42 protein-coding genes are annotated in these 25,639 nt (G+C 46.4%); 1 reads left to right on the top strand and 41 read right to left on the bottom strand.

The features are described from left to right. Nucleotides 1-14 precede the first annotated feature (14 nt). Complete coding sequence (locus AZ66_RS11940) at nt 15-617, bottom strand: KinB-signaling pathway activation protein (protein ID WP_021259856.1); 603 nt, start codon at nt 615-617, stop codon at nt 15-17. A gap of 130 nt (nt 618-747) precedes the next feature. Here AZ66_RS11940 and gerD point away from each other — a divergent pair, with 130 nt between their 5' ends. Continuing rightward, the gene (gerD, locus tag AZ66_RS11935; RefSeq protein ID WP_021259855.1) at nt 748-1,428 is read left to right on the top strand and encodes a spore germination lipoprotein GerD; all 681 of its coding nucleotides are present in this window, start codon (nt 748-750) and stop codon (nt 1,426-1,428) included. A 69-nt stretch (nt 1,429-1,497) separates the two neighbouring features. Here gerD and AZ66_RS11930 read toward each other — a convergent pair whose 3' ends face one another. The 40 genes from AZ66_RS11930 to AZ66_RS11735 form a co-directional block, all read right to left on the bottom strand. Continuing rightward, nucleotides 1,498-2,649 carry an Mrp/NBP35 family ATP-binding protein gene (locus AZ66_RS11930; RefSeq protein ID WP_044355046.1) on the bottom strand — a complete coding sequence of 384 codons (1,152 nt, stop codon included), beginning with the start codon at nt 2,647-2,649 and terminating at the stop codon, nt 1,498-1,500. A gap of 70 nt (nt 2,650-2,719) precedes the next feature. After that, complete coding sequence (gene cwlD / locus AZ66_RS11925; protein ID WP_036619761.1) at nt 2,720-3,526, bottom strand: N-acetylmuramoyl-L-alanine amidase CwlD; 807 nt, start codon at nt 3,524-3,526, stop codon at nt 2,720-2,722. Nucleotides 3,527-3,601: 75 nt separating this feature from the next. Then, complete coding sequence (gene sat, locus AZ66_RS11920) at nt 3,602-4,777, bottom strand: sulfate adenylyltransferase (protein ID WP_044355041.1); 1,176 nt, start codon at nt 4,775-4,777, stop codon at nt 3,602-3,604. 76 nt (nt 4,778-4,853) lie between these two features. After that, the gene (locus AZ66_RS11915) at nt 4,854-5,546 is read right to left on the bottom strand and encodes a phosphoadenylyl-sulfate reductase (RefSeq protein ID WP_021259851.1); all 693 of its coding nucleotides are present in this window, start codon (nt 5,544-5,546) and stop codon (nt 4,854-4,856) included. A gap of 257 nt (nt 5,547-5,803) precedes the next feature. Next, on the bottom strand, nt 5,804-6,196 hold the full coding sequence (gene rpsI / locus AZ66_RS11910; protein WP_005544499.1) for a 30S ribosomal protein S9: 393 nt from the start codon (nt 6,194-6,196) through the stop codon (nt 5,804-5,806). Between the two features lie 22 nt (nt 6,197-6,218). Further along, nucleotides 6,219-6,656, bottom strand: a complete 438-nt coding sequence (gene rplM / locus AZ66_RS11905; protein WP_021259850.1) for a 50S ribosomal protein L13 — start codon at nt 6,654-6,656, stop codon at nt 6,219-6,221. A gap of 182 nt (nt 6,657-6,838) precedes the next feature. Next, nucleotides 6,839-7,639 (bottom strand): tRNA pseudouridine(38-40) synthase TruA, encoded by an 801-nt coding sequence (gene truA / locus AZ66_RS11900; RefSeq protein WP_021259849.1) that lies wholly within the window; start codon nt 7,637-7,639, stop codon nt 6,839-6,841. Between the two features lie 272 nt (nt 7,640-7,911). After that, entirely contained in the window at nt 7,912-8,277 is a 366-nt protein-coding gene (gene rplQ / locus AZ66_RS11895) for a 50S ribosomal protein L17 (protein WP_021259848.1), read from the bottom strand. Nucleotides 8,278-8,310: 33 nt separating this feature from the next. Continuing rightward, nucleotides 8,311-9,255, bottom strand: a complete 945-nt coding sequence (locus AZ66_RS11890; protein WP_021252439.1) for a DNA-directed RNA polymerase subunit alpha — start codon at nt 9,253-9,255, stop codon at nt 8,311-8,313. A 138-nt stretch (nt 9,256-9,393) separates the two neighbouring features. Further along, nucleotides 9,394-9,789, bottom strand: a complete 396-nt coding sequence (gene rpsK, locus AZ66_RS11885; RefSeq protein ID WP_021252440.1) for a 30S ribosomal protein S11 — start codon at nt 9,787-9,789, stop codon at nt 9,394-9,396. Between the two features lie 19 nt (nt 9,790-9,808). Beyond that, entirely contained in the window at nt 9,809-10,177 is a 369-nt protein-coding gene (gene rpsM / locus AZ66_RS11880; protein WP_005544507.1) for a 30S ribosomal protein S13, read from the bottom strand. A 20-nt stretch (nt 10,178-10,197) separates the two neighbouring features. Beyond that, nucleotides 10,198-10,311, bottom strand: a complete 114-nt coding sequence (gene rpmJ, locus AZ66_RS11875; protein WP_003333770.1) for a 50S ribosomal protein L36 — start codon at nt 10,309-10,311, stop codon at nt 10,198-10,200. A 101-nt stretch (nt 10,312-10,412) separates the two neighbouring features. After that, entirely contained in the window at nt 10,413-10,628 is a 216-nt protein-coding gene (gene infA / locus AZ66_RS11870) for a translation initiation factor IF-1 (protein WP_005544522.1), read from the bottom strand. A 2-nt stretch (nt 10,629-10,630) separates the two neighbouring features. Continuing rightward, nucleotides 10,631-10,942, bottom strand: a complete 312-nt coding sequence (locus AZ66_RS11865; protein WP_021252441.1) for a KOW domain-containing RNA-binding protein — start codon at nt 10,940-10,942, stop codon at nt 10,631-10,633. A 9-nt stretch (nt 10,943-10,951) separates the two neighbouring features. Continuing rightward, nucleotides 10,952-11,704 carry a type I methionyl aminopeptidase gene (map, locus tag AZ66_RS11860; RefSeq protein ID WP_021259847.1) on the bottom strand — a complete coding sequence of 251 codons (753 nt, stop codon included), beginning with the start codon at nt 11,702-11,704 and terminating at the stop codon, nt 10,952-10,954. A 3-nt stretch (nt 11,705-11,707) separates the two neighbouring features. Beyond that, nucleotides 11,708-12,352 carry an adenylate kinase gene (locus tag AZ66_RS11855; RefSeq protein WP_044355037.1) on the bottom strand — a complete coding sequence of 215 codons (645 nt, stop codon included), beginning with the start codon at nt 12,350-12,352 and terminating at the stop codon, nt 11,708-11,710. Between the two features lie 142 nt (nt 12,353-12,494). After that, complete coding sequence (gene secY, locus AZ66_RS11850; RefSeq protein ID WP_044355036.1) at nt 12,495-13,793, bottom strand: preprotein translocase subunit SecY; 1,299 nt, start codon at nt 13,791-13,793, stop codon at nt 12,495-12,497. Further along, nucleotides 13,793-14,233: a 50S ribosomal protein L15 gene (gene rplO / locus AZ66_RS11845; RefSeq protein WP_005544528.1), complete on the bottom strand. Its 441-nt coding sequence runs from the start codon at nt 14,231-14,233 to the stop codon at nt 13,793-13,795. The genes secY and rplO overlap by 1 nt, the downstream gene beginning before the upstream one ends. Before the next feature lie 94 nt (nt 14,234-14,327). Next, a complete protein-coding gene (gene rpmD, locus AZ66_RS11840) occupies nt 14,328-14,513 on the bottom strand; it encodes a 50S ribosomal protein L30 (RefSeq protein ID WP_005544529.1) in 186 nt (61 codons plus the stop codon). A 13-nt stretch (nt 14,514-14,526) separates the two neighbouring features. Further along, nucleotides 14,527-15,024, bottom strand: coding sequence for a 30S ribosomal protein S5 (gene rpsE / locus AZ66_RS11835; RefSeq protein WP_021252446.1), 498 nt, complete (start codon nt 15,022-15,024; stop codon nt 14,527-14,529). 25 nt (nt 15,025-15,049) lie between these two features. After that, the gene (rplR, locus tag AZ66_RS11830) at nt 15,050-15,418 is read right to left on the bottom strand and encodes a 50S ribosomal protein L18 (protein WP_021259844.1); all 369 of its coding nucleotides are present in this window, start codon (nt 15,416-15,418) and stop codon (nt 15,050-15,052) included. Between the two features lie 64 nt (nt 15,419-15,482). Further along, nucleotides 15,483-16,025 (bottom strand): 50S ribosomal protein L6, encoded by a 543-nt coding sequence (gene rplF, locus AZ66_RS11825; protein WP_021259843.1) that lies wholly within the window; start codon nt 16,023-16,025, stop codon nt 15,483-15,485. Between the two features lie 31 nt (nt 16,026-16,056). Next, entirely contained in the window at nt 16,057-16,455 is a 399-nt protein-coding gene (gene rpsH / locus AZ66_RS11820; RefSeq protein ID WP_005544534.1) for a 30S ribosomal protein S8, read from the bottom strand. A 32-nt stretch (nt 16,456-16,487) separates the two neighbouring features. Further along, on the bottom strand, nt 16,488-16,673 hold the full coding sequence (locus tag AZ66_RS11815) for a type Z 30S ribosomal protein S14 (protein WP_005544535.1): 186 nt from the start codon (nt 16,671-16,673) through the stop codon (nt 16,488-16,490). A 91-nt stretch (nt 16,674-16,764) separates the two neighbouring features. Beyond that, nucleotides 16,765-17,307 (bottom strand): 50S ribosomal protein L5, encoded by a 543-nt coding sequence (gene rplE, locus AZ66_RS11810; protein WP_021259842.1) that lies wholly within the window; start codon nt 17,305-17,307, stop codon nt 16,765-16,767. A 27-nt stretch (nt 17,308-17,334) separates the two neighbouring features. Continuing rightward, nucleotides 17,335-17,685 carry a 50S ribosomal protein L24 gene (gene rplX / locus AZ66_RS11805; protein ID WP_005544537.1) on the bottom strand — a complete coding sequence of 117 codons (351 nt, stop codon included), beginning with the start codon at nt 17,683-17,685 and terminating at the stop codon, nt 17,335-17,337. A 39-nt stretch (nt 17,686-17,724) separates the two neighbouring features. Further along, on the bottom strand, nt 17,725-18,093 hold the full coding sequence (rplN, locus tag AZ66_RS11800; RefSeq protein ID WP_021252451.1) for a 50S ribosomal protein L14: 369 nt from the start codon (nt 18,091-18,093) through the stop codon (nt 17,725-17,727). A gap of 35 nt (nt 18,094-18,128) precedes the next feature. Beyond that, nucleotides 18,129-18,395 carry a 30S ribosomal protein S17 gene (rpsQ, locus tag AZ66_RS11795; protein ID WP_044355034.1) on the bottom strand — a complete coding sequence of 89 codons (267 nt, stop codon included), beginning with the start codon at nt 18,393-18,395 and terminating at the stop codon, nt 18,129-18,131. 63 nt (nt 18,396-18,458) lie between these two features. Next, nucleotides 18,459-18,659 (bottom strand): 50S ribosomal protein L29, encoded by a 201-nt coding sequence (gene rpmC, locus AZ66_RS11790; RefSeq protein WP_005544540.1) that lies wholly within the window; start codon nt 18,657-18,659, stop codon nt 18,459-18,461. Next, complete coding sequence (gene rplP, locus AZ66_RS11785; protein ID WP_021252452.1) at nt 18,649-19,083, bottom strand: 50S ribosomal protein L16; 435 nt, start codon at nt 19,081-19,083, stop codon at nt 18,649-18,651. Before rplP ends, rpmC begins: the two co-directional genes overlap by 11 nt. A 2-nt stretch (nt 19,084-19,085) precedes the next feature. Further along, nucleotides 19,086-19,751, bottom strand: a complete 666-nt coding sequence (rpsC, locus tag AZ66_RS11780) for a 30S ribosomal protein S3 (RefSeq protein ID WP_021259841.1) — start codon at nt 19,749-19,751, stop codon at nt 19,086-19,088. 13 nt (nt 19,752-19,764) lie between these two features. Further along, nucleotides 19,765-20,097 carry a 50S ribosomal protein L22 gene (gene rplV, locus AZ66_RS11775; RefSeq protein WP_021252454.1) on the bottom strand — a complete coding sequence of 111 codons (333 nt, stop codon included), beginning with the start codon at nt 20,095-20,097 and terminating at the stop codon, nt 19,765-19,767. 33 nt (nt 20,098-20,130) lie between these two features. Continuing rightward, a complete protein-coding gene (gene rpsS / locus AZ66_RS11770) occupies nt 20,131-20,409 on the bottom strand; it encodes a 30S ribosomal protein S19 (protein WP_021252455.1) in 279 nt (92 codons plus the stop codon). A gap of 70 nt (nt 20,410-20,479) precedes the next feature. Further along, nucleotides 20,480-21,310, bottom strand: a complete 831-nt coding sequence (gene rplB / locus AZ66_RS11765; RefSeq protein ID WP_021252456.1) for a 50S ribosomal protein L2 — start codon at nt 21,308-21,310, stop codon at nt 20,480-20,482. A gap of 31 nt (nt 21,311-21,341) precedes the next feature. Continuing rightward, nucleotides 21,342-21,632: a 50S ribosomal protein L23 gene (gene rplW / locus AZ66_RS11760; protein ID WP_005544549.1), complete on the bottom strand. Its 291-nt coding sequence runs from the start codon at nt 21,630-21,632 to the stop codon at nt 21,342-21,344. Further along, entirely contained in the window at nt 21,632-22,255 is a 624-nt protein-coding gene (rplD, locus tag AZ66_RS11755; protein ID WP_021259840.1) for a 50S ribosomal protein L4, read from the bottom strand. The genes rplW and rplD overlap by 1 nt, the downstream gene beginning before the upstream one ends. 25 nt (nt 22,256-22,280) lie before the next feature. Beyond that, nucleotides 22,281-22,904, bottom strand: a complete 624-nt coding sequence (gene rplC, locus AZ66_RS11750) for a 50S ribosomal protein L3 (RefSeq protein ID WP_021252458.1) — start codon at nt 22,902-22,904, stop codon at nt 22,281-22,283. An 87-nt stretch (nt 22,905-22,991) separates the two neighbouring features. Beyond that, nucleotides 22,992-23,300, bottom strand: coding sequence for a 30S ribosomal protein S10 (gene rpsJ, locus AZ66_RS11745; protein ID WP_005544556.1), 309 nt, complete (start codon nt 23,298-23,300; stop codon nt 22,992-22,994). 321 nt (nt 23,301-23,621) lie between these two features. Continuing rightward, a complete protein-coding gene (locus tag AZ66_RS11740; protein ID WP_044355033.1) occupies nt 23,622-24,860 on the bottom strand; it encodes a hypothetical protein in 1,239 nt (412 codons plus the stop codon). Nucleotides 24,861-24,994: 134 nt separating this feature from the next. Then, on the bottom strand, nt 24,995-25,639 hold a 645-nt coding region (locus AZ66_RS11735; RefSeq protein ID WP_231586841.1), incomplete at its 5' end, for a methyl-accepting chemotaxis protein.

Below are 25,639 nucleotides of genomic sequence, written 5' to 3'. Positions count from 1 at the left end.
CTAACGGATTTCCGTTAGCTTTTTGCTGTGCCCACCAATCGATGCAGCATCAAGATTTGATATGCATTGCATATTGCGAGCGGTATGTATACAAACCAGGTAGCCATATTTCCAATATTAAGTGCCGACAGTGTCTCCACTGTGGTGATTGCAATCATGAAGAATAAGGTAGGAATGAGAGCTGTTGCATTTGTCGCTTTCACTTTCCAAAAAGAAACAACTACAGCAAGCACTAGGACAACTATACCCAGCACGATATCCTCGTAGCCCCCTCCACGCACCCCTTCTGGTCTGTTCCCCAGAAGCATGCGCAGGAACATTAGATCGAGTAGTGCAATCACGGTCAATAATACCTGAACATACGGCCATCCCTTCTTGAACAAGCCAATGGCAATATAGTTCAACGTCAGATATGCGAAGAATCCCATCTGCGAATAGACGCTGATCATACATCCGCTCAAGATTAACTGAAGCACATTAAGCAAAATATCCACTGGCCCTCTAAAATTGCCCATTTCTCCTTGAAATACCTGTAATGCGAGGCCAATGACGAGACTGATTGCCCCACCAATACACGTAGTCGTCCAAAATAAATAAGACCATTTTTTCAAATTCATGGTGCTCCACCTCCGCAATGTTCATTATTTTACCAATGTTCTCAGCAAAAAACTATCATTGTCAAACATAATTCATAATTTCCTCCACATACTACGCGTGAGGACATGGACAGAAGGGAGCGAAGCTGTTATGAAGGCACCACTGGGCAAACTTGCGATCGTCAGTTTCGTCGTAATCGTGCTGTTGACCTCTTGCGGCATGGAGCAGCCCACACAAAGCAGTAATCTCGATTATAAAGAAGTTAAAACGATGGTTGTCGATATTTTAAAGACAGAGGAAGCGCAGAAAGCGATCCAATCCGGTCCATCTGGCGGAGGCGGCATGCAAGCCCAATCATTAAATATGCAGCAGCAGGAGCAGATCCGGACAGCAGTTAAGGATACACTTGTATCACCCGATTATGAGAAAGTCCTCGATAAAGTAATGAAAGATCCGAAGTTTGCCGGGGAATTCGCCAAAGCGGTAAGCAAGGAAAATAAACAAATCCTGAAAACGTTAATGAAAGACCCAGAATATCAGAAGGACTTTGGTGACATTGTTAAATCTCCAGACATGATGAAGTCTTACTTGGATATGATGAAGACACCAGAGTATCGCAAACAGCTACAGACTGTAATGAAAGATGCTTTGAATAGCCCTATATTTAAGCTTGAAATCATGGACTTATTAGGGAAGGTCGTTAAAGAAGAATTGCAGCCGAAGGAAAAAGAAAAAGAAAAGGAAGGAAAGAAAAAAGGTGGGGAAAAGGAAAAGCAAGGCGGTGAGGGTGAAGGTGGATCGGAAGAAGAAGGCGGTAGTGGAGAAGGATAATAGCCCACTCTTTCCCCCTCTATTTCTCACATACGGAGAGGCACTCATGATGAGGCCTCTCCGACATTGTTAGGCTTGCACAACTTGCATCTTCGCATCAACGGCAGCCGCCAACTCATCGAATTGCTTGCCAATTGACGAATCTGCCTTATATACAGAAGGAGCATAATCCGGTTCTGCAGGATGATTGTCTGGAGCACCGAGCGGAAGCTGCGCGAGCAGGTCAACATGAAGCTCATCTGCCAGCTTAGCACCGCCCCCACGTCCAAATACATATTGCTTCTCGCCACAAGAACCGCATTCCAGATAGGACATATTTTCGACGATACCGATAATCTCATGCTTCGTATGAATGGCCATCGTACCTGCTCGAGCCGCTACGAAGGCCGCTGTCGCATGTGGTGTCGTTACGATGATCTCTTGACTGTGCGGTATCATTTGGTGAATATCCAGGGCTACATCCCCCGTACCTGGAGGCAAGTCAAGAAGCATGTAATCAAGCTCCCCCCACTGCACTTCTTGGAAGAAGTTCCGCAGCATCTTGCCAAGCATTGGACCGCGCCATACGACCGGACTATTGTCCTCTACGAAGAAGCCCATGGACATCACCTTCACTCCAAAGCGCTCCTGTGGAATGATAAAGTTGTCTACAACGACAGGGCGGTCCTCAATCCCCATCATGTCAGGTACACTGAATCCGTATATGTCTGCATCTATTAGGCCAACACGTTTGCCGAGACGAGCGAGCGCAACTGCAAGGTTCACGGTCACTGTCGATTTGCCAACTCCACCTTTGCCGCTGGCAATTGCGATGAATTTCACTCCGGATGCCGGATCCAAGATAGCATGCTGTTCTAATACAGCACCATGTCCACGAGGAGCATTCCCTTCTTGTGAATCACGGCCATTACCCGCATGATCGGTTGTTGATTGCCCGCTTTGTACCGCTATTCCAGCTGCACTCAGCTCAGCTTCAGAAGCGATGCGAGTACGCACATATACATTGTGCAGCTCAATTGCTGCTAGACGCCCCTTAATCTGTCCGACTAGCATCTCTCTAGCGGCTGCATCTGCCGCTTGTGGCGCTACGATAGCCGTCAGCTTCACTTCATCTTCCTTAATCATCATATCGCGAATCCAATGAAGGCTTGTCATGTCTTGTCCCGACACTGGCTCCTGCAAGCCCTGCAGTGCTTGCAGCACTTCTTCTTTCGTCGTCATGATGGCACCTCGTCTCCTATGAAGTTCAGATCGGTCACTATGTAACCGTTTCTATTATAGCATAAGGTCATCATTTCCCAGTTTTTTCTCCTGCAATATATCGCAGAATCCCCTTGTAGATCGATGCAGCTAGCTTCCGCTGATATTCTTCATTCGCCAGACTCCGTGACTCTTCTGGGTTCGATAAGAAGCCAGACTCCACCAATACAGCTGGGATCGAAATATGATCCATAAAATAGAGCCTCCGATCTGTAGGCTTGGCCTCCCGATCCGTATTGGCCAGATTCGTACGAATTTCGGCTTGAATCCACTTCGCAAGCTGTTCATTATCCGGATGGCGATTCGTATAGAAAGCCTGTGCTCCACTCCAGCGAGAAGAAGGTACGCTGTTCATATGCAGGCTAATGACAACATCCGCTTTCTTCTCCTCGATATAACCAACACGCTTCTTCAAGTCCTCTGCCTTCCTGCGGGAGTATCCCTTCGTATCCTTATCCGCCAAGTCATAGTCCCCTTCCCGGGTCATGACCACAATAGCGCCTGCTTGCTGCAAATAATCACGAAGAAGAAGTGCAATCGTTAGATTGATGTCCTTCTCTATTAACCCCTCGCGACCAACAGCCCCTCCGTCTACTCCACCATGCCCTGCGTCGATGGCAATCACTCTGCCCGATAGAGGAATGGACCAATAGGTCCATGTCTTCGATACCGGCATCTCCATCGTCATCACAACAACGACTAGAAGCAGCAAGCATAAGCTTATCAACCAGCGACGGACATTTCGCAGTGGTATCCATAAGATTGACGTATGTCTTCGCTTCTGACGGCTCTGTTCCCAATTTACCTTTTTCACAAAAAAAGCCCACCTCCGCTCCATAAAGACTTCTAATCATCTATATGGGACGAGGTGGACAAATATACGTTAACGATCCACAGGTTCCTCTATATTCAATTATTTATGGGCAGTTGTTGAATGTGCCATACCTTCAATCAGGATGCGTGCCACCTCAGGTCTTGAGAATTCAAGAGGTGGACATGTACCATCACGTAATAACGCACGTACCTTCGTTCCGGATAAGGTCAAATGATGAGTCGCATCATGAGGACAGGTCTTGCTGGAGGCCATACCTCCACATGTCTTACAGTAGAAGCTGTGTTCGAAGAATAACGGCTGAATCCCTAATTCTTCGAGCTCGAAGGAGCTGAAGATATGCTGCGCGTCATACGTGCCATAATAATCGCCCACACCTGCATGATCTCGGCCAACAATGAAGTGAGTGCAGCCGTAATTTTTTCTCACAATGGCATGGAATACAGCTTCTCTTGGTCCTGCATAACGCATCGCAGCTGGGAATACCCCAAGAAACACGCGATTCTCTGGATAATAATTCGCCAGTAGCGCTTCATAACTGCGCATGCGCACATCAGCTGGGACGTCATCAGACTTCGTTTCCCCTACAAGCGGATTTAGAAATAGAGCATCTACAATCTCCATCGCACTCTTTTGGATGTACTCATGAGCACGATGCACCGGATTGCGTGTTTGGAAACCAACAACAGTTCTCCATCCTCTGTCCGAAAACAATTGACGCGTCTCCACCGGATCAAAATAATATTGAGAAAATTGCTCTGGCTGCCTGCGCCCCAATACAGATACTTTGCCTCCCACATATGTAGAAGGACGCTTTAGCAGCTTCTCCACTCCTGGATGTGCTGTATCCATCGTTCTGTACACTTGCTCTGCTTCATGCAGTAAATCAGCCTGGTATATGCTCTCTATTTCGATAACACCATACAGTTCCCCGTCTTCTTCCCCAACAAGCGCAGCTGGGCTTCCTATGCTGAGCTTCTTAGCTGCCTCATCCGAGACTGCCAGTGTAATAGGTAAGCTCCATACGGTTCCATTCGCCAATCTCATCTGATCTACAACACATTTGTAGTCATCTTCATTCATAAAGCCTTCAAGGGGAGAAAAAGCACCTACCCCTATCATTTCTACATCCGATAATGTACGTGCATCGAGCGATATGCGCGGCAGAGCTGCCGCTTCATTACGCTTCAGCTCCTTCTCGTCTTCTGAAACCAATCGATTGATCAGTGTACCTCCGTGAGGCTCAATTGTTGACATCTTCTTAGCACCTCTCCTCTGCATGTGGCAATAGTACCATTCTTTATTAGTAAATCAAATGGTACCCATGCACTTATTACTTGTGAAGCCCACATTCTATTTTCGCTGATCCTGACCAACGTCCAGCCCTTGGATCTTCACCTGCTTGAACGGCGCGCGTACAATAGGAGCATCCTATACTGGGATATCCTTGGTCATGTAGGGGGTTATAAATGATATCATTTGTACGGATATAGTTCCATACATCTTCTGATGTCCAAGCAGCTAATGGATTGAATTTGATGAGGCCGAATTTCGAGTCGTATTCTACTTTTCGTGTATTGGCTCGTGTTGGGGCTTGATCTCTTCGAATACCGGTAATCCATGCATCATATTTGCTTAGAATGCCTGTGAGTGGTTCGACTTTACGCAGATTGCAGCATTGGTTGGGATTGCTAAGCCACAATTCTTCACCGTATGTCTCGGATTGCTCTTCAGGGGTAAGTTGCGGGGTGACGCGTACAAAGTTTAAACTGTAACGCTCCGTAATGCGATCTCTTGTCTCGTATGTTTCTTGAAAGTGAAAATCCGTATCCAGATAAAAAATATCGGTCGAAGGACTGATCCGCTGCAGCATGTCTACAAGCACAACATCCTCGGCACCAAAGCTACAAGCAAACGTAATATTCGGGAACGCCTTAACAGCCCAAGCTATTACCTCTTCCGCATTGGACTGCTCAAATTGCACCGCCTTATCTTGTACAAGAGCCTCTTTCTCCAATAAATTCATTTTCGCATCCTCCACATACTCACCTTTTATTCCTAGTATTTTGGTATGTTTTGTATAATTAATAATTATAGATCGTTTCTTTGCTTTGTCAATTCGAAATTGCAAAGAGATAGACATATGATTACAGCCTATTCCGGCTAAATGTCCTAGGTGCGGAAAAAGTGGGGTGCATGCAGATACCAGAGAAGGTCTTAACATACAAAAAAGCCCTCCTTGGCCAAGGGCCAAGAGAGGGCTGTATGTTCGGTAATCCAATCTTAACGTTTGGAGAACTGAGGTGCGCGACGAGCTGCTTTAAGACCGTATTTTTTACGCTCTTTCATACGAGGGTCGCGAGTCAAGAATCCTGCTTTTTTCAAAGCTGGACGAAGCTCAGGGTCAGCCTTGAGCAATGCACGGGAAATGCCGTGACGGATTGCGCCTGCTTGACCGGAGATACCCCCGCCATGAGCCAATACCAACACGTCGTATTTACCGAGTGTTTCTGTAAGGTTCAATGGTTGCTTCACGATAAGCTTCAATGTTTCCAAACCAAAGTATTCATTAAGGTCACGTTTGTTGATCACGATGCGGCCTTCACCTGGTACAAGGCGAACACGCGCTACGGAATGCTTACGACGACCTGTCCCATAGTATTGTACTTGTGCCATGAAACTGTCCTCCCTTTATTTATTATCCGCGAAGTTCGTAAACTTCAGGTTGTTGTGCTTGATGTGGATGCTCAGCGCCTGCATATGCTTTAACGCGAAGCTTCATTTTGTTACCCATGCGAGTCTTAGGCAACATCCCTTGAACAGCAAGTTCGAGCATACGTTCTGGCTTGTTGTTCAACATTTCTTGAGCCGATGTCACTTTCAAACCGCCTGGATAGTGGGAGTGACGATAGTATTTCTTGTCTGTCAATTTCTTACCTGTCAACACGATTTTCTCAGCGTTGATGATAACAACGAAATCACCGCCGTCAACATGTGGCGTGAAAGTTGGTTTGTGTTTGCCGCGAATAAGTGCAGCTGCTTCGCTCGCCAAGCGGCCAAGTGTCTTGCCTTCAGCGTCGATAATGAACCATTTGCGTTCAACGTCAGCTGGCTTCGCCATGTAAGTGGTACGCATGAAATATCCTCCTTAATAACATTCGTTCCTGTCTAGCTTGTGTATATTCATTCAATCGTTGATTTTCATTTCAAGAACTGCAATCTGCAATGTGATTTCTTTGGGGGGCTGTGGGATAGCCTAAAGAAACACAAATGTTATTTTACAATAGATTAGTGCATATTGCAAGAAAATATTTCGATTCACTCGGATACGTTGTTTATGGACTCAAGGCGCTCTTCGCCACCGTATTCCACGCTCCACAGCATCAATCCATGCGGAACCGCCAATGGACCTGCCACCTGTCGATTCTTCGCTTCCAAGATGCATGGGATGTCATGCGGTGCAAGCTTACCCTGGCCCACCCGTATCAGTGTGCCTGCAATGATGCGAACCATATTGTATAAGAAACCATTGCCTGTCACTACGATATGAATTCGACCGCGGCCCTCTTCCCCCGTCACGCTCGGTTCATATTCAATGTGGGCGTCATAGATCGTACGGACATTACTTACCTTCGTCGACTTCGGAGAAGTAAACGAAGTAAAGTCATGTTCCCCTATTATATGAGTAATGGCTTCTTTCATTGCACGGACATCCAGAGGCTTCGGGTAAAAGAACTCGGTTAACCTCCGGAATACATCCGGCTTCCGCTCTGCAATGATGGAGTAGCGGTATGTCTTCCGCTTCGACGAGTAACGAGAATGGAATGACAATGGCGCCTCCCACGTCTCACGGATGACAATGTCATCCGGCAAACGCGAATTGATCGCAATCGTCCACCGGTCAATCGGAATCGCCGATTCGGTCATGAAGTGAAATACTTGGCCGTAAGCATGCACCCCTGCATCTGTCCGACCCGAAGCATGAATGCTTATGGATTCATTCGTCAGCATCTTGATAGCTTGCTCAATACGACCCTGTACCGTGTCTTCATTCGGCTGTATCTGAAAACCGCTGTAAGCTGTTCCATCGTAACTTACAAGCATTCCTACGTTACGCATGAAGACTCCTTTCATTCACTGCTCTGTGAACAAGCAGTCGCCACTATCTCTATTCGCATAAAGACAGCCGCTGCATTGCGTATTCACGCATTCATTCACCACATGAAATATATAGCATATAAATTCATAAGTGGAATCATTGCAAGAGTCATGACAGGAAGCCAACAAAAGTTGGCTCCAATCCTGACACAGTTAAAAAGAAAAGCTCCTCATGGGAGCCTTCTTTTTACGACGCTGTTACACGACGTATTGAACGTATTCTGCAACCGCAATTACACGCGGTCGACCAGTTCCAAATAAACCATAGGCGCGGAGTCGCCACGGCGTGGTCCCAGTTTCAAGATACGTGTGTAGCCACCTGGACGCTCTGCGTAACGTGGTGCAAGCTCCGAGAACAGCTTTTGGATTGCATCTTGTTCACCGTTCAACGTTTCGCGACGAACGAATGCTGCCACCTGACGGCGAGCATGCAAGTCACCGCGCTTCGCCAACGTGATCAATTTCTCAGCGATGGAACGAACTTCTTTCGCTTTCGCTTCAGTTGTTTGGATGCGCTCATATAAGAACAAGTCAGTAACCATGTCGCGGAACAAAGCTTTACGCGCGCTAGAGTCACGACCCAACTTTTGGTATGCCATTGCTATTTCCCCTCCTTCTATGCCAAGTCCCGTTTAGTCTTCCATGCGTAAGCCCAATCCGAGTTCTTCGAGCTTCTCTTGAACTTCTTCCAAAGATTTGCGGCCCAAGTTGCGAACCTTCATCATATCTTCTTCAGTCTTCGTAATCAGCTCTTGAACCGTATTGATGCCGGCACGTTTCAAGCAGTTATAGGAACGAACGGAGAGATCCAGCTCTTCGATAGTCATCTCAAGAACTTTCTCTTTCTTATCTTCCTCTTTTTCAACCATGATTTCCGCGTCTTTCGCTTCGTCAGTCAGTCCAACGAAGAGCATCAGATGCTCTGTAAGGATCTTCGCGCCGAGGCTAACCGCTTCTTCCGGTCGAATGCTTCCATCACTCCATACTTCAAGCATCAGCTTGTCGTAGTTCGTTACTTGACCAACACGAGTGTTCTCTACTGTGTAGTTTACACGCGAGATTGGTGTGTAGATCGAATCAACTGGAATTACGCCGATAGGCTGATCTTCCCGTTTGTTGCGATCTGCTTGTACGTAACCACGTCCACGATTCGCATAGATGCGCATATGGAGTCTGGAACCTTGTGATAATGTCGCAATGCGGAGATCCGGGTTCAAAATTTCCACATCACTATCCGCTCGAATATCGCCAGCCGTTACTACCCCTTCGCCTTCCGCATCGATTTCGAGAATTTTCTCTTCATCGGAGTGGATTTTCAGCGACAAGGCCTTCAAGTTCAAGATAATCTCAGTTACGTCTTCATAGACTCCTGGGATTGTCGAGAACTCGTGCAAGACACCGTCGATTTGAACGGACGTCACTGCTGCACCGGGCAACGAGGAGAGGAGAATACGGCGCAGGGAGTTACCCAGCGTCGTACCGTATCCACGCTCTAACGGTTCTACGACAAATTTGCCGTATGTGCCTTCCTCATTGACTTCCACGGTTTCAATCTTCGGCTTTTCGATCTCAATCACTATATAACCCTCCTTAAAACGTCGCTGGCGTTCATTAACGTCAAACACCTACGGTCGGTCGATTCATGCAGTATGCCTAAACAACCATTCTTCCCAACAGGCGCTAGCTTAATACTACACGCATCGGTGTTGCCGTCATTATACGCGACGACGTTTTGGTGGGCGGCAGCCGTTGTGCGGGATTGGCGTTACGTCTTTGATCATGCTAACTTCCAAACCTGCAGCTTGCAGAGAACGGATGGCAGCTTCACGACCTGCGCCTGGGCCTTTAACCATAACTTCTACCGTCTTCATGCCATGTTCCATAGCAGCTTTTGCTGCGGATTCAGCAGCCATTTGAGCTGCGAATGGCGTAGATTTACGGGAGCCTTTATAGCCCAAACCGCCGGAGCTAGCCCAAGAAATTGCGTTGCCGTGTGGATCCGTGATTGTCACGATCGTGTTGTTGAACGTGGAACGGATATGAGCCACACCAGTCTCAATATTTTTACGGTCACGACGTTTTGTACGTACGACTTTTTTTGGTTTTGCCATTGCTACTTATCCCCCCTTATTACTTCTTCTTGTTCGCTACAGTACGACGAGGGCCTTTACGTGTACGAGCATTTGTTTTCGTGCGTTGTCCACGAACAGGCAATCCACGGCGATGACGGATACCACGATAGCATCCGATTTCAACCAAACGCTTCAAGTTCAGAGAAATCTCACGACGAAGGTCACCTTCAACCTTAACCGTTTTGTCAATCAGCTCACGAATTTTGTTTACCTCATCTTCAGTCAAATCGCGAACGCGAGTATCAGGGTTAACGCCAGCCTCAGCAATTACCTTTTTAGAAGTTGTTTTACCAATACCAAAAATGTATGTCAAGGCGATCTCAACGCGTTTATCCCGTGGCAAGTCTACACCAGCTATACGTGCCATTTACGCTACACCCCCTTCTATTATCCTTGTTTTTGTTTGTGTTTCGGATTTTCACAGATTACCATAACGTTGCCTTTGCGACGAATGACTTTGCATTTCTCGCAAATGGGCTTAACAGAAGGTCTTACCTTCATGCTGAATACCTCCCAGTTTCTCAAGTAGCACGTCAAACCGTCTTCCTGACGCGTGAACGGCCTGCAAGTTCATGCAAGCGCGACTCGGAACGATCCGAGCACTACTTCCGATATGTGATGCGACCTTTACTCAAATCGTATGGCGACAGTTGAACGACCACTTTGTCCCCCGTCAGGATACGGATGAAATGCATCCGCAGCTTTCCGGAAACGTGGGCAAGAATTTGGTGACCATTCTCCAGCTCAACACGGAACGTTGCATTCGGCAACGGTTCAATTACAACACCTTCAACTTCAATTACATCTTCCTTGGCCAACGTCATTCTCCTTTCTCATCAGCATGTGCAGCGGCTTGTTGTTCAGCATACTTCGCTATGACATAACGAAGCTTGCTGTTCGTTACCCGTCCGCTTTCGTGTAAACTATGGACAACTTCATGGCTAATTGCAGGTTGCAATTCGAGATGAAGCAAGTTTTTACGCTTTGGTTGATCAAACTTTCGTTTGTCTCCGTCCGCTATCTTGACGTAGCGCGACTCCTCAATATCAATGATAACCGCATATTTGCTTTCATCACGACCCTGAAGAACCTTGACGAATTGGCCGAGACGCGGAGTGGAATATTCATTCATGCCTCTCACCTACTCAACCAGCTTCGTCAAAATTTCGCATCCGTCCGGCGTTACAGCCACTGTATGCTCGAAATGAGCACACCATGAACTGTCCACCGTCACGACCGTCCAGTTGTCAGTGAGCGTTTTGACGTGACGCCCACCGGCAATGACCATCGGCTCAATCGCGAGCGCCATGCCCGGTTTCAAGCGTGGTCCGCGGTCCGGAATGCCGTAGTTCGGAATTTGCGGTTCTTCATGAAGCGCCGCACCTATTCCGTGTCCGACATATTCCCGTACAACGGAAAAACCTGCATCCTCGATCACGCGTTGAATCGCGTGCGATATCGTGTACAACCGTACATCCGGTTTAACCAGCGCTAAGCCAGCATAAAGTGATTGTTCGGTTACGTCAAGCAGCTGTTGAGCTGCCTCCGTTATCTTCCCAACCCCATATGTCCAGGCAGAGTCACCGTGATATCCGCGGTATTCCGCACCGATGTCGATGCTGATGATGTCGCCTTCGTTTAACTTGCGCTTTCCGGGAATGCCGTGAACGAGTTCTTCGTTCACAGACGCGCAAATGCTGCCGGAAAAACCGTTGTAGCCCTTGAAAGAAGGTGTTGCTCCTTGGCTGCGAATAAACGATTCCGCGATCGAATCAAGCTCGAGAGTGGTAATCCCTGGCTCAATCGTTTTCGCTAAAAGACGATGCGTTTCCGCAACAATTCGCCCAGCTTCCCTCATGAAGCCTAACTCCACTTCGGACTTACAAATGATCATGGTTTAACCCCGCAGTAAAGATACGATTTCTGACGTGACCGTATCAATTTCCTTCTCCCCGTCAACCTGACGCAACAAGCCTTTGTCCTCATAGTATGCGAGCAAAGGTGCCGTTTTGTTGATGTACTCATCAAGACGTGTGCCGACTTTCTCTTCGGAATCATCCGAACGTTGGTACAGCTCGCCTTGACACTTATCACAAACGCCCTCTTGTTTAGGCGGGTTGTAGATGACATGGTACGTCGCGCCGCAAGACTTGCAAATGCGTCGTCCTGTAAGACGCGCCAGCAGTAAATCGCGGTCAACGCTCAGGTTGATGACATGATCAAGACTGCGATTCAGTTCTGCCAAGATGCTATTCAACGCTTCAGCTTGCGCCAATGTGCGCGGGAAACCATCCAGAAGGAACCCTTTCTCGCAATCAGGTTGTGCAAGGCGCTCTCGCACGATGCCTACCGTCACGTCATCTGGAACGAGCAGACCCTGATCAATATACTCTTTAGCCTTCAATCCGATAGGAGTGCCTTCTCCAATTGCTTTGCGGAATGCGTCTCCTGTCGAGATATGAGGAACGCCGAATTGTTCTACGATGCGTTCGGCCTGTGTTCCTTTTCCTGCCCCAGGAGGCCCCATGAATAGAATGTTCATCGAATGTCACTCCCTTTATGGTAAGCACAGGCTTAACTTCGTCGGAAGTGGGGTGCTTCGATGCCATTCGTTAAGCCTCTGCTCTACAAGAACAGCACAATAGGTGCCAATGAGCCTAGATGGTCTCACCAGAACCTATTGCCTATTTATTAATGAAACCTTTGTAATGACGTTTGATCAACTGGCTTTCGATTTGCTTCATTGTGTCAAGCGCAACGCCGACAACGATCAGAATCGAAGTACCGCCAATTTGAACAGATTGCGGCAATCCAGCTAGTGCTCCGAAGAACACTGGCAAGATGGATACGCCAGCGAGGAAGATAGCACCTGCAAGTGTGATACGAGACATAACTCGAGTCAAGTACGATGCTGTAGCTTTCCCCGGACGAATTCCTGGGATATATCCGCCATTCTTTTTCATTTGATCTGCCATTTGTTGTGGATTCAACTGTACGAACGTGTAGAAGAACGTAAACCCGATAATCAGAAGAACATATAAGAACATGCCTAGCGGCTTGTTCAATCCCATATGTTCAATGACCCAACGAGCCCACGGCTTATCCGCCCAGAATTGAGCAATTGTAGCCGGGAACATCAAGAGCGAAGATGCAAAGATGACCGGAATAACGCCTGCACCATTTACTTTAAGCGGAATGTGTGTGTTCTGTCCACCATACATTTTGTTACCCACAACACGTTTAGCGTATTGTACCGGGATTTTACGGTTCCCTTGCTGAATGTAGATAACACCGATCACAATCAGCACGATAACCAATACGATAACGATCATTTTGACGATGTTGAGGAACAATTGTCCACTTGCATCGGCAAATTGACTACGATAAATTTCCCCGATATGAATCGGGATAGCTGCGACGATACCTGCGAAGATCAGAATCGAAATACCGTTGCCGATACCCTTTTCCGTGATTTGTTCACCGATCCACATCAAGAACGCCGTACCAGCAGTCAAGACAATCGCGATTAGGACATAATCTGCAAATGTCGCACCTGGAACCAGCTGCGCACCGTACATGCGATTAAACCCAATCGCCGTACCGAAAGCTTGAATCAATCCCAAAATTACAGTGCCGTAGCGTGTAATTTGGGAAAGCTTACGTTTGCCGACTTCTCCTTCTTTTGCCCATTGAGTAAATTTCGGTACAACATCCATCGACAAAAGCTGCACAATGATTGATGCTGTAATGTACGGAAAAATACCTAACGCAAAGATGGAGAATTTAAACAGTGCACCACCGGAGAACGTGTTCAGCATGCTGAACAACCCCGTATTTTCGTTCACTGTAGCAAAGACCGACGTATCGACGCCAGGAACCGGAATAAAGGACCCGACGCGATAAACGATCAGAACCAAGAGCGTAAATAAAATCTTACGTCTCAAGTCCTCGACTCGCCATATATTCGATACGGTCTTGAACATTAGATCACCTCGGATTTACCGCCGGCAGCCTCGATCTTCTCTACCGCAGATTGAGAGAACTTATTAGCTTTGACCGTCAATTTAACGGACAACTCGCCATTGCCCAATACTTTGATTCCGCTCATTGGGTTGTTCACGATGCCTTGTTCCATCAACAATTCCGGAGTTACTTCCGTACCAGCCTCAAAGCGGTTCAAATCCGTTACGTTAACTACCGCATACTCTTTACGAGTTGGATTTACAAAGCCGCGTTTTGGCAGACGACGGTAAAGTGGGTTTTGTCCACCTTCGAAGCCCGGACGAACACCACCGCCGGAACGGGAATTTTGACCCTTGTGACCACGGCCAGATGTTTTACCGTTTCCTGTCGCGATACCACGGCCTACACGATTACGTGTTTGGCGGGAACCAGGTGCCGGAGAAAGTTCATTCAACTTCATCGTTCGTCGCACCTCCTTTAATATTTATGACTCTAATCTTTTGTATTGTACCATGTAATCTATATCTGATTACAGAAGTCGTATGGTGTTACCCTTACGCTTCGATCTCTTTGACTTCAACCAAGTGTTTAACTTGGTTTACCATTCCGCGGATCGCAACGTTGTCGTTATGAACAACCGTCTGATTCAACTTGCGCAAACCCAAAGTGTTCACCGTTTGGCGATGAGTTTCCGGGCGACCGATCAGACTGCGAACGAGGGTAATTTGCAATTTCGCCATCTTCGTCCCCTCCTTAACCTAACAGTTCTTCAACGGTTTTACCGCGCAATTTAGCTACTTGTTCAGCAGTCTTCAAACGAGACAAACCTTCCAATGTAGCGTTAACCATGTTCATGGAGTTAGAGGAACCAAGCGATTTCGTCAAGATATCGCCTACACCAGCCAACTCAAGAACAGCACGAACTGGACCGCCTGCGATAACCCCAGTACCTTCGGATGCTGGTTTCAAAAGAACTTTACCAGCGCCGAACTGACCAATTACTTGGTGAGGGATTGTCGTGTTAACAAACGGAACATGAATCAGGTTTTTCTTAGCGTCTTCGATACCTTTGCGGATTGCGTCTGGTACTTCGGATGCTTTACCGATTCCAGCGCCTACCCAGCCCTTGCCATCGCCGACAACCACGAGTGCACTAAAGCTAAAGCGACGTCCGCCTTTAACAACTTTAGCAACGCGGTTAATTTGAACAACTTTTTCAGAAAGTTCTAACGTGTTTGGATCAACTCGCAAGTCGTTTACCTCCTTCGAATAAAAATTAGAATTCAAGGCCTGCTTCGCGTGCTGCGTCTGCCAATGCTTGAATACGTCCATGGTACAAGTAACCGCCACGATCGAATACGATTACTTCGTATCCTTGCTCTTTCGCACGTTTTGCGATCAATTCGCCAACTTTGCGAGCGGATTCTACGTTACCACCATTTTTGATATCTTCACGAAGCTCTTTGTCCATAGTCGATGCGGAAGCGACTGTTACGCCTTTCACGTCATCGATAAGTTGAGCGTAAATATGTTTGGAAGAACGGAATACGTTCAAGCGAGGACGTTCCGTTGTACCTTCGATTTTTTTACGGACACGCAGGTGTCTTTTCAACCGAGCTTTGTTCTTATCGCCTTTGGTAATCATCGGATTGTTTCACTCCCTTCAGTTTAACCATTAAGCCGCTAAGGTAAGAGAGCTAGGCAAGATCTTACTTCTTCTTGCCTGCTTTACCTTCTTTGCGAATGATGCGTTCGCCTTCGTACTTGATACCTTTACCTTTGTAAGGTTCAGGCTCACGTACTGCACGAATGTTCGCTGCATAAGCACCAACGCGCTCTTTATCAATGCCTTTAACGATGATTTTCGTTTGAGCAGGCACTTCGAATTCAATACCAGCTTCCGGTGTAATTTCAACCGGATGGGAGTAACCAACGTTCAAGACAAGCTTGTCGCCGGATTTGTTTGCACGGTAACCTACACCGACCAACTCAAGGGTTTTGGAGAAACCATCAGTTACTCCGCTAACCATGTTGTTGATTACGCTGCGTGTTGTACCGTGCAACGAACGATGAAGTTTATTTTCAGAAGGACGCTCTACGGAAATGACGTTCTCTTCTACAGACACTTTCATGTCTTTGTGAAGTTCACGAGTCAAAGTTCCTTTCGGTCCTTTTACTGTAATAACTTGATTTTCCAAAGTGACAGTTACGCCACCTGGTACCTCAATTGGTTTGCGACCAATACGGGACATGTTGTTGCACCTCCAATCTTATGCGAATGGTTTACCAAACGTAGCAGATTACCTCGCCGCCGGATTTGGACTGGCGAGCTTCTTTGTCAGTCATGACGCCCTTGGACGTCGAGATGATTGCGATACCGAGACCGCCGAGTACGCGAGGAACCTCATTAGCCTTCGTGTACACGCGCAGTCCTGGTTTACTGATGCGCTTCAAGCCTGTGATAACACGCTCGTTGTTTGCACCGTACTTCAGGAACACGCGAATGATCCCTTGTTTGTTGTCATCGATATATTCAGCGTCACGGATAAAGCCTTCACGCTTCAAGATTTCTGCGATTTGCTTCTTCATAGTAGAAGCAGGCATTTCCACCGTTTCATGACGCACTGTATTAGCATTGCGAATGCGTGTAAGCATATCTGCAATCGGATCGGACATAACCATTAGTGTAAACCTCCTTCCCGCAACAGGGTTGATTACCAGCTTGCTTTTTTAACGCCAGGAATCTGGCCTTTATATGCCAATTCGCGGAAACAAATCCGGCAAATTTTGAACTTACGTAATACGGAATGCGGACGTCCGCAGCGCTCACAGCGCGTATATGCCCGTACTTCAAACTTCGGTTTGCGTTGTTGCTTGATTTTCATCGAAGTTTTTGCCACGTGAGTTGACACCTCCTAGAGATTTGTGTCGATGGATTCAGAACTGATTACATCAGTCCGTATCTCAAACGGAACCGACCTTTATAACGAATTACTTCGTGAAAGGCATGCCGAGTTGCGTCAACAATTCGCGGGATTCTTCGTCCGTCTTCGCTGTTGTAACGATGACGATATCCATACCACGAACCTTGTCAATTTTATCATACTCGATTTCAGGGAAGATAATTTGCTCCTTCAAACCGAGTGTGTAGTTGCCGCGGCCGTCAAACGCTTTATTCGAGATACCGCGGAAGTCGCGGACACGAGGAAGCGTGACATTGAACAATTTGTCCAAGAAGTGATACATGCGCTCACCGCGCAATGTGACTTTCACACCAATCGGCATTCCCTCACGAAGTTTAAAGCCTGCGATAGACTTCTTCGCGCGAGTGATTACTGGCTTTTGACCAGCGATTAGTTGCAATTCAGCTACTGCAGTATCCAAAACTTTGGAGTTTTGAACAGCCTCACCCATACCAATGTTGATGACGACTTTCTCCACTTTTGGTGCTTGCATTACTGATGTATAGTTGAACTTCTGCACTAGCGCAGGAGTAATTTCGTTCAAATAACGTTCTTTCAAACGAGCTGCCATGTAGAATGGACCTCCTTTCCGAAGCGATTAGTCGATAATTTCGCCGGAGCGTTTAGCTACGCGCACTTTTTTACCGTTTTCCACTTTGTAACCGATGCGCGTTACTTTACCCGACTTTGGATCCACGTGCATAACGTTAGATGCATGAATTGCTGCTTCTTGCTCAACGATACCGCCTTGTGGGTTCTTAGCGTTAGGCTTCTGATGCTTCTTCACCATGTTTACGCCTTCCACAATAACGCGGTTTTCACGAGGGAATGCTGCAATAACACGGCCTTTTTTGCCTTTATCTTTACCCGTGATCACGATGACAGTGTCATCTTTTTTCACGTGCAATTTGTTGTTATGCGACTCGAGAATTTTTTTCAATCGTGGCATGTGTCACACCTCCTGAGTCTTGCCTGGCGGGCAAGTTGATTAGATAACTTCCGGTGCCAGGGAAACGATTTTCATGAAGTCTTTTTCGCGAAGTTCGCGAGCGACAGGTCCGAAAATACGAGTCCCACGTGGGCCCTTATCTTCTTTCACGATAACCGCTGCGTTTTCGTCAAATGCGATGTAAGAACCGTCTTTACGGCGTACAGAACGCTTCGTACGAACGATAACCGCTTTGACTACGTCACCCTTTTTGACAACGCCGCCTGGTGTTGCTTGTTTGACGGAGCATACGATCAAGTCACCGATGTGAGCTGATTTACGGCCAGTACCGCCCAACACGCGAATACACATCAGTTCTTTCGCACCAGAGTTGTCTGCTACATTTAAACGTGAAAATGCTTGAATCATTCGAATGTCCTCCTTTCGGTGAAACTATCCGTTCATTAAACGATAACTGCTTTCTCAACGATTTCAGCGAGTCTCCAGCGCTTGTCTTTCGACAACGGACGCGTCTCCATGATTTTTACAGTATCGCCAATTTTGGCTTCGTTATTTTCGTCATGCGCTTTGAACTTCTTCGTATATTTGATGCGTTTGTGATACAAATCATGCTTCTTGTATGTCTCAACCGCTACTACGATTGTTTTGTCCATTTTATCGCTGACAACTTTACCAATTTGCACTTTACGAGCGTTACGTACTTCACTCATTAGTGTTCTGCCTCCTTCCTGGATACAGGATGTCTATTTTTCCGAAACTGACATCTTGGTGTATTAGCTAGTAATACCAAGTTCTCTTTCACGCAGAATCGTATGTGCACGAGCAATCGCTTTACGCACATCACGAATGCGAGTTGGGTTGTCAAGCTGTCCGGTAGCCAATTGGAAACGGAGGTTGAAAAGTTCTTCCTTGAATCCGGCAATCTTTTGTTCGATTTCAGCAGTGGTCAAGTTGCGGAATTCACTAGCTTTCATTTGCTTCACCACCCATTTCTTCACGTTTCACAAACTTAGTCTTGATAGGCAGTTTGTGAGCAGCAAGGCGCATAGCTTCGCGAGCTACCTCTTCAGGTACACCGGAAAGTTCGAACATTACTTTACCAGGCTTAACTACAGCAACCCACTTCTCAACGTTACCTTTACCGCTACCCATACGAACCTCAAGCGGCTTAGCCGTTACTGGTTTGTCCGGGAAGATTTTGATCCATACTTTACCGCCACGTTTGATATAACGAGTCATCGCAATACGAGCAGCCTCGATTTGACGATTCGTAATCCATGTAGGCTCCAATGCTTGCAACCCGTATTCACCGAAGTGAACTGTCGTGCCACCTTTAGCTTGACCCTTCATGCGTCCTTTTTGCTGCTTCCGGTGTTTTACACGTTTAGGTACCAACATGATTAGTTGCCTCCTTCCTCAACAGCCTTTTTCTTAGCCGTAGGAAGTACCTCTCCACGATAGATCCATACTTTTACGCCGATACGGCCGTAAGTTGTATGAGCTTCAGCTGTGCCGTAGTCGATGTCGGCGCGAAGCGTATGAAGTGGCACTGTCCCTTCGCTGTAACCTTCTGTACGAGCGATTTCAGCACCGCCCAAACGACCGCTAACTTGCGTCTTAATCCCTTTCGCACCAGAGCGCATGGAACGTTGAATTGACTGTTTCAAAGCGCGGCGGAAAGAAACGCGGCGTTCCAGTTGTTGTGCAATGCTCTCTGCAACGAGAGTTGCGTCCAAATCTGGAGTTTTGATTTCCGAAATGTTGATGTGTACTTTTTTGCCGTTAGCAATTTTCGTTACTTCACGACGAAGTGCTTCAACTTCGGAACCGCCCTTACCGATTACCATACCCGGTTTCGCAGTGTGGATTGTAACGTTTACGCGGTTAGCTGCACGTTCAATCTCAATGCGGGATACGGCGGATTCTTTCAATTTATTCTTAAGGAATTCACGAATCTTCACGTCTTCGATGAGCAATGTACCGAAATCTTTTTCGGCATACCACTTGGATTCCCAATCGCGGATAACGCCCACTCGAAGTCCGACTGGATTTACCTTTTGACCCACACGTTGTCCCTCCTTATTTTTCAGATACTACAAGCGTGATGTGGCTTGTTCTTTTGTTAATGCGGCTCGCACGTCCCATAGCGCGTGGACGGAAACGTTTCATCGTTGGTCCTTGGTTTACGAAGACTTCCGAAATAACGAGACTATTAACGTCCATTTGATGGTTGTGTTCTGCATTGGCAATTGCAGAGTTCAACAATTTTTCAACCACTGGCGAAGCTGACTTCGGCGTGTGGCGCAAAATTGCGATTGCTTCGCCCACTTGTTTGCCGCGGATCAAGTCAATAACCAGCTTAACCTTGCGTGGGGCGATGCGAATGTTATTCGCATGTGCTTTTGCTTGCATGGAAGTACCTCCCCTCGAATGCTATATCAATAATTAGCGTTTGCCTGTTTTTCTGTCATCGTCATGACCTTTGTACGTACGTGTTGGTGCGAATTCGCCAAGCTTATGCCCAACCATATCTTCCGTTACGTATACTGGTACATGTTTACGTCCGTCATATACCCCGAACGTATGACCGATAAATTGAGGGAAAATTGTAGAACGACGGGACCAAGTCTTGATAACAACTTTCTTGCTTGTATCGTTCAATCCTTCAACTTTCTTCATCAGGTGACCATCAACGAATGGTCCTTTTTTCAAACTGCGACCCATATATGAATCCTCCCTTCGACAGAACTGATTCGTTTGTGATTACGCTGCTGCGCAATCAAATGGAAACATATTATTTCGTGCGACGACGAACGATATATTTATCGGAATGTTTACCTTTTTTACGCGTTTTGTAACCAAGTGTCGGTTTGCCCCATGGAGACATAGGAGACTTACGACCGATTGGAGCTTTACCTTCACCACCACCGTGAGGGTGATCAACCGGGTTCATTACCACACCACGAACGACTGGACGTTTGCCCAACCAGCGGTTACGGCCTGCTTTACCGATTTTGATAAGCTCATGGTCACCGTTACCTACGGAACCGATTGTAGCACGGCACACTTTCAACAATTTACGAACTTCGCCAGAAGACAAACGTACTGTTACGTACTTCTCTTCTTTACCAAGCAATTGAGCTTCCGTACCAGCGGCGCGAACCAACTGACCACCCTTACCTGGTTGCAATTCGATGTTGTGGATAACTGTACCTACTGGAATGTTTTCCATTGGCAATGCGTTACCGATCTTGATGTCTGCGCCGGTACCGGACTCGATAACGTCGCCTACTTTCAATCCTTTAGGAGCGATGATATAACGCTTTTCACCATCAGCATAGTTGATCAACGCAATGTTGGAAGTACGGTTTGGATCGTACTCAATTGTAGCAACGCGGCCTGGAATGCCATCCTTGTTACGTTTGAAATCGATGATACGGTATTTACGTTTGTGTCCACCACCGTGGTGACGAACCGTAATTTTACCTTGGTTGTTGCGGCCCGCAGTTTTGCTCAAAGGCGCCAGCAACGATTTCTCCGGTACATTCGTAGTAATTTCTTCGAACGTGGACACGCTCATATTACGACGAGCCGGGGATGTCGGTTTGTACTTTTTGATAGGCACTTGTTTTCCCTCCTTACTTCAGAAGTCTATATTAAACCGTCTCGAAGAACTCGAGTGGCTTGCTGTCTTTTGCCAAAGTGACAAACGCTTTTTTCCATTCGGAAGTGTAGCCGGAGTGACGGCCATAGCGTTTTGGCTTAGCAGGCATACGAAGCGTGTTCACGTTCGCTACCTTCACTTTGAAGATTTGCTCTACAGCCAATTTGATTTCAGTCTTGTTAGCACGCATATCAACTTCGAATACGTATTTCAAGTCATTCATCATGTCTGCTGTACGCTCAGTAATAACCGGACGCTTAATGATATCGCGAGGGTCTTTCATTATGCGAACACCTCCTCTACCTTCTGAACCGCATCCTTCGTGATGATGAGCTTCTCATGGCGAAGAACATCATATACGTTAACACCATCAGCTGCAACAAGCTTCACAGAAGGGATGTTGCGAGCGGAAAGTGCTACGTTGTCGTTGTACTCAGGAAGCACGACAAGCGCTTTGCGATCCACTTTTAGGTTGTTCAATACTGCCGCAAATTCCTTCGTTTTCGGCGTGTTCAAAGCAAGGCTATCAATTACGATAATTTGCTCTGCCAACACTTTCGAAGACAATGCGGATTTAATCGCCAAACGACGAACTTTCTTAGGAAGCTTGTAAGCATAGCTACGTGGTGTCGGTCCAAATACTGTACCGCCGCCAACCCATTGTGGCGAACGAATGGAACCTTGACGCGCACGACCTGTGCCTTTTTGTTTCCATGGTTTACGACCGCCGCCGCGAACTTCGGAACGGCCTTTAACTTTATGAGTACCTTGACGCATAGATGCAAGCTGCATCACAACTGCATCATGAAGTACGTGTTTGTTTGGTTCAATGCCGAATACGCTGTCGGACAATTCGATCTCGCCAACTTGCGCACCGCTCATGTTGTAAACTGCTACTTTAGGCATAATGTGCTCCTCCTTTCCTCACCAATTACTTTTTAATTGCAGATTTAACGTTAACGAAGCTGTTTTTAGGGCCTGGAATAGAACCTTTTACGAGGATAACATTGCGTTCTGCATCCACTTTAACAACTTCAAGATTTTGAATTGTTACTGTGTCAGTACCCATGTGACCTGGAAGGCGTTTGCCTTTCGGTACGCGGTTCGCTTGAATGGAACCCATGGAACCTGGTCCACGATGGTAACGGGAACCGTGAGACATAGGACCCGTGCTTTGTCCCCAACGCTTAATTACGCCGGCAAAGCCTTTACCTTTCGAGATACCTGTAACGTCAACGAATTCTCCCTCAGCGAACAAATCAGCCTTCAATTCTTGGCCAACTTCATATTGAGAAAGATCCACACCACGAAGTTCCTTAACGTAGCGCTTAGGTGTTGCGTTAGCTTTTTTCGCGTGACCGATTTCTGGTTTCGTAGCACGCTTTTCTTTCTTATCAGCGTAGCCGATTTGAATAGCTTCGTAGCCATCGTTCTCAACGTCTTTCTTTTGAAGAACGACGCAAGGACCAGCTTCGATAACAGTTACCGGCAGTACATTACCTTCAGCGGTAAATACTTGAGTCATGCCGAGCTTTTTACCTAAGATACCTTTCATGTTGACACCTCTTTTCTTTCCTTAGTCCGTTCATAGTGAAGTAGAAACGGCTTCGCTATCCACATGTGGATAACCGTTTCAACTGTCTTACAATTTGATTTCGATATCTACACCGGACGGCAAGTCCAAGCGCATCAGCGCGTCCACCGTTTGCGGCGTTGGATTCACGATGTCGATAAGGCGCTTATGAGTGCGCATTTCGAACTGCTCGCGGGAATCCTTATACTTGTGCACCGCACGAAGAATCGTAATGATTTGCTTCTCCGTTGGCAACGGGATTGGACCGGATACTCCAGCACCGGAACGTTTAGCCGTTTCAACGATTTTCTCAGCGGATTGGTCAAGAATTCTGTGATCGTATGCTTTCAAGCGGATACGAATTTTTTGCTTTGCCATTTTAGTCCCTCCTTTTATCGCCCAATTTTGCATCGGACATACTCCGTGAAAATTTTCCTAACACATCGCCATGGCAAAGGGGCCGGGTGTGTCGGTAACCTCTCACTTCATCGCAACGTCGACGAACAACATTCACTATTATATATAAATGTCCCGACTATTGCAAGTTTTTTTCGTAACTCTTTTTGACGATGCTTGCGGACAGCCAGGACACTACATAAATCGATTCTATTAGGCACTTGTTAGAGTCTATCACAGTTTATATATATAATAAAAGTTGAAGGTTCTGGATGTTGTTCCAGCCTCCGTAAGCTACCCGAGTTACTTCGCTCTCCATACTGTGCCGTCGGAGTAGCGAACAGAAGTAATCTTCGCATTTATTTTCATCGTATTATCGTGGAAATACATCTTCCAAGTAAACACGCTACTTCCTCCCCAGTCAAGATTAAAGTCTTGCGCAATGCCCTTCAAGGAAGACTCCCCTGATAAACTGTTGCGAACAACTCGATTATATCCATCAAATCCTGTTATCGTTGTTTCAAATGCGATAATCCGCTTTTCAGTCAAATTCCAGACTTTTATGCTTACTTCAGGCGTTCCAATGGAATCATAATCAACCTGAGTAGCGGTAACTTTTAAAGGCTGATACTTATTTTTAATCAATTCATTCTTTAGAATGTTTTTGAGTTTTTTCTCTTCCTTCGATATTTCGTTATTGAGTACTTTAAATTCATTGTCCGTTTGAAACTCAATGTCCCCCGTTCGAGCATTACTTTTACAATATTCAATATCTTGCTCTACATAAGGATTGGTGATTTTCTCATAATCTTGGGTTTCTACATAATAGAGTACAGTTCCAATGTATCCGACCCTCAGCTTCTTATCTTCGCTATACTTATTTCCTGTAATCTCAGCACTCTCACGCACATACGACAATGTCTCAACTTCGTCTGTAAGTACTCCGTTCTTATAAAAATAGTGTTTTAATCCTACCTCATTCAGTTCATGACCGGTTCGATTGTACACTTTGTCATCGGTAAGCCATACGTTCAATTTATTTTGATAATCAAATGTCCCGAGCTTCAAAGCTATCGTCTTACTCTTGGCATCCCAAGTGAGTCCACCGAATAGGGACAAATCACTTAAACGAATTACTTGCGTATTATCAATCTTATAAGAGGTAAGCTTCCGGTTACCTACATACACATCCCTTTGCGTAAATTGAACCTGTTTCTTCTTGTTATACTGTTTCTCAGAAACACCCTTCACTTCCTTGCTTACATTCCGTGTTATGCGTATTGGTGTTGAATTGCCGTTGACTGCTACGTCGAATCCAAATTGAGACAAGTGCTTAACTGGAACCCACATTGCATTCCGGAAGGTATAGCCCGGTATAGACTTTCCATTAATCGTTGCTTTCATCTGTTCTGCAACTGTTTCACCGAGAACATAACCTTCTGATATAAAATTCGATCTTGCCATTACAGTACCGCCCACTGGTGCAAGCAGCATGCTACATGCCATTGCCGCTAATACGATAGGCTTCATCCACTTTTTCATGTTTCTCCTCCTATTCTCTATATACATGTCACGTCCGTTATCTTATCACGCTCTCTTTCCATAACGTAGAAAAAGACTAGCAAAATCGGCTAGTCTTTTCCATTATGGTTTCCTTTTCCACAATAATGTTCCCATTACAAATGCTTCGTCGTTCGGTTGAGCTGCTCTGCAGATGCCGCAACTTCAGCTGTTGCCTCATGGATATGACTGATCATTTGCAGCAAATCGCTCATCTCGCCTTGGATATGCACCATATTCGATGTACTGTGCTCAACATGATCAACAATTTGCTGGAACGCGTTTCCGGCAGCATCTGCTTGTCCTCGCACTGTTCCTACACTCGACTTTACGACTTCAATATTATATACAACTGCATTTGTTGCCAAATTCGAATTGCCGACGAGTTCTTCAATATGAGCCACGGTGTCCTTTGTATGATCAGCCAGCTTGTTCACTTCTTTGGCTACTACGGCAAAGCCTGCACCATGTTCACCTGCACGCGCTGCTTCAATAGATGCATTAAGCGACAGCAGTTTCGTTTGACCTGCAATTTCCTTTACAGCACTAACAATTGTCCTGATCTGAGCAGATGTGTCCTTCAACTGATCAACATGCCCCTTCATCAGCAAAGCATTGTGGTCAATATCCTGAATGCGCTCGATATACGTCCGCATTATTCGCTCCCCCTCATCTGCCTCCAGTTGGGCATGCCTTACAGTAGAAGCTGTATGTTCAATGATATCATTAACACTCTTGCCTCGGTCGACCAGTTGTTCAAT

This window comes from Paenibacillus sp. E194 (assembly GCF_000935845.1).
Lineage (GTDB): Bacteria > Bacillota > Bacilli > Paenibacillales > Paenibacillaceae > Paenibacillus_B > Paenibacillus_B alvei_B.
Note: the sequence above shows the minus strand (reverse complement) of the source record. Positions and strands in the feature narration are given on the sequence as shown.

Coding starts and splice junctions, on each gene's coding strand:
- AZ66_RS11940 (WP_021259856.1), bottom strand. CDS start 617: ATGAATTTGAAAAAATGGTCTTATTTATTTTGGACGACTACGTGTATT.
- gerD (WP_021259855.1), top strand. CDS start 748: ATGAAGGCACCACTGGGCAAACTTGCGATCGTCAGTTTCGTCGTAATC.
- AZ66_RS11930 (WP_044355046.1), bottom strand. CDS start 2,649: ATGACGACGAAAGAAGAAGTGCTGCAAGCACTGCAGGGCTTGCAGGAG.
- cwlD (WP_036619761.1), bottom strand. CDS start 3,526: ATGGAGCGGAGGTGGGCTTTTTTTGTGAAAAAGGTAAATTGGGAACAG.
- sat (WP_044355041.1), bottom strand. CDS start 4,777: ATGTCAACAATTGAGCCTCACGGAGGTACACTGATCAATCGATTGGTT.
- AZ66_RS11915 (WP_021259851.1), bottom strand. CDS start 5,546: ATGAATTTATTGGAGAAAGAGGCTCTTGTACAAGATAAGGCGGTGCAA.
- rpsI (WP_005544499.1), bottom strand. CDS start 6,196: ATGGCACAAGTACAATACTATGGGACAGGTCGTCGTAAGCATTCCGTA.
- rplM (WP_021259850.1), bottom strand. CDS start 6,656: ATGCGTACCACTTACATGGCGAAGCCAGCTGACGTTGAACGCAAATGG.
- truA (WP_021259849.1), bottom strand. CDS start 7,639: ATGCGTAACGTAGGAATGCTTGTAAGTTACGATGGAACAGCTTACAGC.
- rplQ (WP_021259848.1), bottom strand. CDS start 8,277: ATGGCATACCAAAAGTTGGGTCGTGACTCTAGCGCGCGTAAAGCTTTG.
- rpsK (WP_021252440.1), bottom strand. CDS start 9,789: ATGGCAAAACCAAAAAAAGTCGTACGTACAAAACGTCGTGACCGTAAA.
- rpsM (WP_005544507.1), bottom strand. CDS start 10,177: ATGGCACGTATAGCTGGTGTAGACTTGCCACGGGATAAACGCGTTGAG.
- rpmJ (WP_003333770.1), bottom strand. CDS start 10,311: ATGAAGGTAAGACCTTCTGTTAAGCCCATTTGCGAGAAATGCAAAGTC.
- AZ66_RS11865 (WP_021252441.1), bottom strand. CDS start 10,942: ATGAATGAATATTCCACTCCGCGTCTCGGCCAATTCGTCAAGGTTCTT.
- map (WP_021259847.1), bottom strand. CDS start 11,704: ATGATCATTTGTAAGTCCGAAGTGGAGTTAGGCTTCATGAGGGAAGCT.
- AZ66_RS11855 (WP_044355037.1), bottom strand. CDS start 12,352: ATGAACATTCTATTCATGGGGCCTCCTGGGGCAGGAAAAGGAACACAG.
- secY (WP_044355036.1), bottom strand. CDS start 13,793: ATGTTCAAGACCGTATCGAATATATGGCGAGTCGAGGACTTGAGACGT.
- rplO (WP_005544528.1), bottom strand. CDS start 14,233: ATGAAGTTGAATGAACTTTCTCCGGCACCTGGTTCCCGCCAAACACGT.
- rpmD (WP_005544529.1), bottom strand. CDS start 14,513: ATGGCGAAATTGCAAATTACCCTCGTTCGCAGTCTGATCGGTCGCCCG.
- rplR (WP_021259844.1), bottom strand. CDS start 15,418: ATGATTACCAAAGGCGATAAGAACAAAGCTCGGTTGAAAAGACACCTG.
- rplF (WP_021259843.1), bottom strand. CDS start 16,025: ATGTCCCGTATTGGTCGCAAACCAATTGAGGTACCAGGTGGCGTAACT.
- rpsH (WP_005544534.1), bottom strand. CDS start 16,455: ATGGTTATGTCCGATCCGATTGCAGATATGCTTACACGCATTCGCAAT.
- rplE (WP_021259842.1), bottom strand. CDS start 17,307: ATGGCAGCTCGTTTGAAAGAACGTTATTTGAACGAAATTACTCCTGCG.
- rplX (WP_005544537.1), bottom strand. CDS start 17,685: ATGCCACGATTGAAAAAAATTCTCGAGTCGCATAACAACAAATTGCAC.
- rplN (WP_021252451.1), bottom strand. CDS start 18,093: ATGATTCAAGCATTTTCACGTTTAAATGTAGCAGACAACTCTGGTGCG.
- rpsQ (WP_044355034.1), bottom strand. CDS start 18,395: ATGAGTGAAGTACGTAACGCTCGTAAAGTGCAAATTGGTAAAGTTGTC.
- rpmC (WP_005544540.1), bottom strand. CDS start 18,659: ATGAAAGCTAGTGAATTCCGCAACTTGACCACTGCTGAAATCGAACAA.
- rplP (WP_021252452.1), bottom strand. CDS start 19,083: ATGTTGGTACCTAAACGTGTAAAACACCGGAAGCAGCAAAAAGGACGC.
- rplV (WP_021252454.1), bottom strand. CDS start 20,097: ATGCAAGCAAAAGCACATGCGAATAACATTCGCATCGCCCCACGCAAG.
- rpsS (WP_021252455.1), bottom strand. CDS start 20,409: ATGGGTCGCAGTTTGAAAAAAGGACCATTCGTTGATGGTCACCTGATG.
- rplW (WP_005544549.1), bottom strand. CDS start 21,632: ATGAAAGACCCTCGCGATATCATTAAGCGTCCGGTTATTACTGAGCGT.
- rplD (WP_021259840.1), bottom strand. CDS start 22,255: ATGCCTAAAGTAGCAGTTTACAACATGAGCGGTGCGCAAGTTGGCGAG.
- rplC (WP_021252458.1), bottom strand. CDS start 22,904: ATGAAAGGTATCTTAGGTAAAAAGCTCGGCATGACTCAAGTATTTACC.
- rpsJ (WP_005544556.1), bottom strand. CDS start 23,300: ATGGCAAAGCAAAAAATTCGTATCCGCTTGAAAGCATACGATCACAGA.
- AZ66_RS11740 (WP_044355033.1), bottom strand. CDS start 24,860: ATGAAAAAGTGGATGAAGCCTATCGTATTAGCGGCAATGGCATGTAGC.